Annotated in this window: 4 protein-coding genes; all 4 read left to right on the plus strand. The window is 39.9% G+C overall.

All coding sequences use genetic code 11. The features are described from left to right. A partial coding sequence (locus QZ735_RS15320; protein WP_294250084.1) for a TonB-dependent receptor occupies positions 1-1,990 on the plus strand: 1,990 nt, incomplete at its 5' end. An 8-nt stretch (positions 1,991-1,998) separates the two neighbouring features. Beyond that, on the plus strand, positions 1,999-3,567 hold the full coding sequence (locus QZ735_RS15325; protein WP_294250087.1) for a RagB/SusD family nutrient uptake outer membrane protein: 1,569 nt from the start codon (positions 1,999-2,001) through the stop codon (positions 3,565-3,567). Between the two features lie 17 nt (positions 3,568-3,584). Beyond that, a complete protein-coding gene (locus tag QZ735_RS15330) occupies positions 3,585-4,706 on the plus strand; it encodes a SusE domain-containing protein (protein ID WP_294250090.1) in 1,122 nt (373 codons plus the stop codon). 79 nt (positions 4,707-4,785) lie between these two features. Next, positions 4,786-5,704, plus strand: a 919-nt coding sequence (locus QZ735_RS15335) for a glycoside hydrolase family 97 N-terminal domain-containing protein (RefSeq protein ID WP_294250094.1), incomplete at its 3' end; no start/stop codon positions are given.

A 5,704-nucleotide genomic window follows, 5' to 3' on the forward strand; every position in this document is an offset into this window, starting at 1 on the left:
CGATAAACATCTGAAAGTGGATGTGAATGCAAAAGGTATTATTTCCAAGTTAAATGCGATCGATCAGGATGCGGCAATCGGTGGTGCAATCTCTATGGATCCAACGAAACCGATTTATGTTTCTCAAACCGGTTTGAGCGGAAACCCTTATAATAGGTTTGGCGGTTTTTATCAGAATACTGCTCTTGTAAGTAATCAATATAACCTTATCGGACAGTCCAACCCTTTGGCTGTTCTTCTACAGCGGACTGCTCCCCAAAACATAAAGAAATTATTGGGTAATGTAGAACTTGATTATAAGATGCACTTCTTACCGGAACTTAGGGCAGTTGTGAATCTTGGAATTGAAACCTCGGAATCAAACCTGGAAACTGTTTATGCCAACAATGCAATTCAGACTTACAGACTTGTCAGTGGAGCTGCAACACCGAATGATTTTGTTTTTAATCCTGGAGTAGATTACAGGGAAAGACAAAATATTTTTAACAAAACATTAGATTCATATCTTGTATATGAAAAGAATTTTTCCGGATTTGTATCGCATTTTTTAATTCAGGGAGGATATTCTTATCAGAGCTTCAGAAACCAAGGGCATAAAGATCAGTTCAGGTATAATAACGATACAGGATTAAGAGAAAGCTTTGTTCAGTTTCCATTATTGAATCCATACAATAACTACTATAACTTGACTAATCTTCAGTCATTCATAGGTAGAACCAATATCGACTTCCTGAACAAATATTTGTTTACGGCGACCCTGAGAGCTGATGCTTCATCACTATTTAGAAAAGATATAAGATGGGGATATTTTCCATCAGTGGCATTTGCATGGAAAATTAATGAAGAAAATTTCCTGAAAGATTCTAAAAATGTAAGAGAGTTGAAATTAAGGTTAGGATGGGGACAAACCGGTCAGCAGGATATCACACAGATTGCAGGATATTATCCGTCAAGAGCCCTATTTCAGGAAGGGAATGCGGGATCGCAATATTTTCCTGGGATCGGAACGTATAGTGCAATACCGTTCAACGATCAGCTGACTTGGGAAAAGGCTACCACAATGAATGCCGGTCTGGACTTTTCTCTTTTCAGAAATAATTTCATTACAGGAAGCTTGGATGTATATCACACCGAAACCAGCGATCTTTTGGCTAAGGTTCCATATCCGTCAGGACAATTTTTAACCAATGAATTCGTAAGAAATGTAGGAAGCACAGAGAACAGTGGAGTTGAGCTGAATTTAACTGTCAATCCTATAAGAACCGACAATTTCACTTGGAGCATATCCGGAAATGCCGGATACAATAAAGGAAAGGTAAAAAATCTGGATCAATTGGAGCAGATTCCTGGCCAGGACGGAGGATTGCCGGTAGGAACCGGAAATGTATTAGCTTATAATGTTGTGGGTTACCAACCTTTTTCTGCCAGTGTCTACGAACAGGTCTATGATTCTAACGGAAATCCTCTGGCAGGAGTTGTGGTTGACAGGAATAATGATGGAATCATCAATACAAAAGATAGATATTTCAAGGCAATCAGGCCAAATTGGACTTATGGTTTCAGTACAATGATCAATTATAAAAAGTTTGATCTCAGTACAAGTTTAAGAGGCCAGATTGGTGGAAAAGTATTTAATGCCAGAAAATTATCTCAAGGCTACAGACAAAGTTCTGTTCCGCAGAATGGTTTATCGGTAAATAATGCAAACTCTTATGCGGCGGTTTCACCTTTCGATAATATTACCGATACGGTGATTTATTCTGATTTTTTCCTGGAAGATGCTTCATTCTTGAGAATGGATAATGCTACAGTTGGTTATCTTATCGAAAATGCTTTTAAGAATACGAATCTTAGAGTATATGCTTCGGTAAATAATGCATTCATCATTACAAAATATAAAGGAGCAGATCCGGAAAATTTTAATGGTGTTGACAACAATTTCTATCCTAGACCAAGAGTGTATACAATTGGTTTTAATCTTAATTTTTAATAAACATAATGAAAAATATAAAATTTAAATTACTTGCTCTGGGTACGGTAGTTTTACTGGCAACGAGTTCTTGTATCAATGATCTGGATACGGAACCAAAATATGATTATACTCTGGAACAGCTGATAGCCCAGGATCCAAATGCAGTGGAAGGTTTGCTTTCAAGATTATATGCCAGTTATGCATTGTCAAGTGTAAGAGGAGCAGGTGAGTCTGATGTTGCCGGTGCAGACGCCGGCGAATCTCCGTTTATCCGGGGACTTGTCAATCTGGAGGATTTTACTGCAGATGGTATGAAAAACAGATGGGGAGATAATGGATTGGATCAATTGACAACAACTTCAAACTGGACAGATAGCAATAAATTCTTCAGATATGTTTACGACAGATTATACTACATTATTCCTCAGGCGACCAATTTGATTCTGATTCTTAACAAGGATGATGTAAATTATGCTAAAAAAACAGAGGCCGTTGGAGAATTAAAGTTTTTAAGAGCTTTATCTTATTACTATATTATTGATTTATTTGGAAAAGGGGTGTTGGTTACTGATAGTAATTTTGGTACGACAGCTCCTCTTCCGGAATCATCTAGAACAGAGTTGTTTAACTATGTAGAAAGCCAGCTGATAGAAGCTGAAGCCGCTTTACCGGCTACCAGCTCTTATGGAAGAGCAAATAAAGCAGCTGCACAATTTCTGTTGGCTAAGTTATATCTCAATTCCGAGGTATATACCGGAACAAACAGATACAGTAATGCAGTACCTTACTTAAATAAGGTCATTGCGGCAGGATATAGTCTTGAAACTAATTTCTCAAAGAATTTCAGAACAGATAATAATACTTCAAAAGAGATTATTTTTCCTTTGATTGCCGATGCGATTTCTAGTCAGAGCTTTGGTAATACTACTTATATTATACAAGGAAGCCTTAGTATAGAAACGATGACTCCGCAAACCTATGGTTCGGTAGGTCCGGACGCAGGAGCTTGGGCGGGACACAGAGCTACTAAGGCTTGGTATGGCCTATTCGGTAATTCTGCGGCTGCTTTAACCGCCAGTACGGACCAGAGAGCTAAGTTATTCTGGACGACAGGTCATAATTATGAAATGACAGATTACAAAGTCTGGAAAGATGGTTATCCATCAATAAAATTCCAGAATGTAAACACAGCCGGTACAGGTACACCATCAGTTTTTGTTTCTACAGACTTTCCTCTATTCAGATTAAGTGATGCTTATCTTATGTATGCAGAATGTGCAATGAGAGGAGCAGCAGGAGCAGATATGACATTAGCGCAATCTTATTTTAACCAGGTTAGGAACAGATCGAATGCAACACCTCTTACTTTATCACTGCAAAATATTTTAGATGAAAGAGGAAGAGAACTCAATTTAGAGGGAGTACGAAGACAGGATTTGATCAGATTTGGTAAATTCACAGGAGGAACCTATCTATGGCCTTGGAAAGGCGGAGTTTTAAACGGGACTTCTATTTCTGAGAATTATAAGGTATTTCCGATTCCGGCAACTGCACTTCAGGCTAACCCTAATCTGAAACAAAATACGGGTTATTAATCAGTAAATTATTTATAATGAAAAATATATTTAAAATATTTCTTTTTGGAATTATAGCTCCTGTTATTCTGTCTTGTGCGGAAGATAATGATAAAGTAATGTTAAATAATACTTCAAACAGTAGCCTTACTGTAGATAAATCAGCAGTAATTCTAAATGAAACTACCGCTGATCAGACTGCACTTACTTTCACATACAAGAATCCTACTTTCAGTCCGGCAGTTCAGTTTACAAATTCTGTTGAATTTGCAGTGGCAGGAACGAATTTTAAGCCGAGCACAACACGCGAGGTTGCCATGACACAGAATACATTTTCGCTTACTCATCTTCAGTTAAACAATATTTTAGCGGATCTTAGTGTTTCTCCTAATGCTGCAAAATCAATTGAGGTCAGATTAAAGTCAAATGTGAATAGTATTACTGCGTTCTATTCGAATATCCTTCCGGTTAACCTGACCGGTTATACACCAAATCCGGATTTAATTTATCCTAAAATTAATGTTCCGGGCAGCTATGCCGGAGCTGCAGGCTATGCAAACTGGACACCTGCCAACTCTCCTAATCTTTTTTCTCCGGAAAAAAATGATAAGTACAGAGGTTTCATCTGGATTAATACCGTTGCAGGTGTAGAAGACGGAAAATATAAGTTCGCGATCGGTGAGGACTGGCCGGGAAATAAAGGCGATGACGGCACTTTAACCGGAAAGTTAAAAGCTGACGGCGACAATATCAAAGCTGCGGCTCCTGGAACTTATTATATTAAGGTGGACTGGGCTGCAAATACCTATTCATCAGTAATTGCCAACTTCGGGGTAATCGGGGATGCAACTCCTACCGGTTGGAATTCAGATACAGATTTTGTTTATAATCCGACAACAAAAACCTATGTTATCAACTCACTTGCTCTAACAGCTTCAGGAGTATTTAAATTCAGAGCCAATGATGACTGGGCCATGAAGTTCCAGCCAGAGAATGGTGATCAGACATTAACTTCAGGAACTGCAGTAAAATCTTTCTTAAGCGCTGAAGGTACTGTTACAGGAGATCCGGCTTATAAAGTTTCGCAGGCAGGAAATTACAGGATCGAATTGGATCTACATAATTCAGCATACTATAAGCTGACCGTTACAAAATTGTAAAAACAAAACAAATTTAAAACAGCAAAGTGTTGCTTTTCGGCAGCACTTTCTTTATTTTTAAAGCGTATAAATAGTCATTATGAAGAAAATTACGATGGGGGCAGTCTTGTTCTCGATGATGTTTGCAGGAGTACAGGCACAGACCTTACAGTCGCCGGACGGGAAATTCCGGATGGACTTCCAGCTGAAGCAGGGCGTACCGTATTACAACCTGAAATACAACGGTGCGGTTGTGGTGGAAGATTCAAAGCTGGGGTTGAGGCTGTTTAAGGATACGGCCATTAAGTTTGCCTCCGAAATCGCCAAGACGGAAGATGCTAAATTCGATCTGAATAACGGGTTTACTAAAAAAGCGGAAACCAGGGATTCCAAAAACGAAACCTGGCAGCCGGTACTGGGCGAAAAGAAAAATTATACCAACCACTATAACGAGCTGGCGGTAACGCTGCACCAGGAGGCAACCGACCGTGATATTGTCGTTAAATTCAGATTGTTCAACGACGGGCTTGGATTCCGTTACGAATTCCCGCAGCAGAAAAACCTGAACTATTTCGTGATCCGTGAAGAGGACTCCGAAATCGATTTCCCTACCGATATGAAAGCATGGTGGATTGCTGCCGACTACGATTCCCAGGAATACCAGCCGCAGACCACGAAGATTTCTGAAATTCCGGCAAGATGGCCCAACTCTTTCGACAGCAACGCTTCCCAGCAGATGGTCCCGAATGCGGTACAGTCGCCGCTGATGCTGAAAAAAGAAGGTAAGGAGCCGTTATATGTAAACCTTGGAGAAGCGGCCGTACTGAATTACCCGGTTTCCAACCTCGAAGTGGATGCGGTGAATTTCAAATTCAAAACACACCTGACTCCGGACCGGCAGGGTGCCAAAGGCTATATCCAGACGTCATCCGTTTCCCCGTGGAGAACCATCATCGTTTCCCCGAAAGCAGAAGAGGTGCTGGGCTCCAAAATGATGTTTAACCTGAACGAACCGACAA

Origin of the sequence: uncultured Chryseobacterium sp., from assembly GCF_913776365.1 — a bacterium.
Lineage (GTDB): Bacteria > Bacteroidota > Bacteroidia > Flavobacteriales > Weeksellaceae > Chryseobacterium.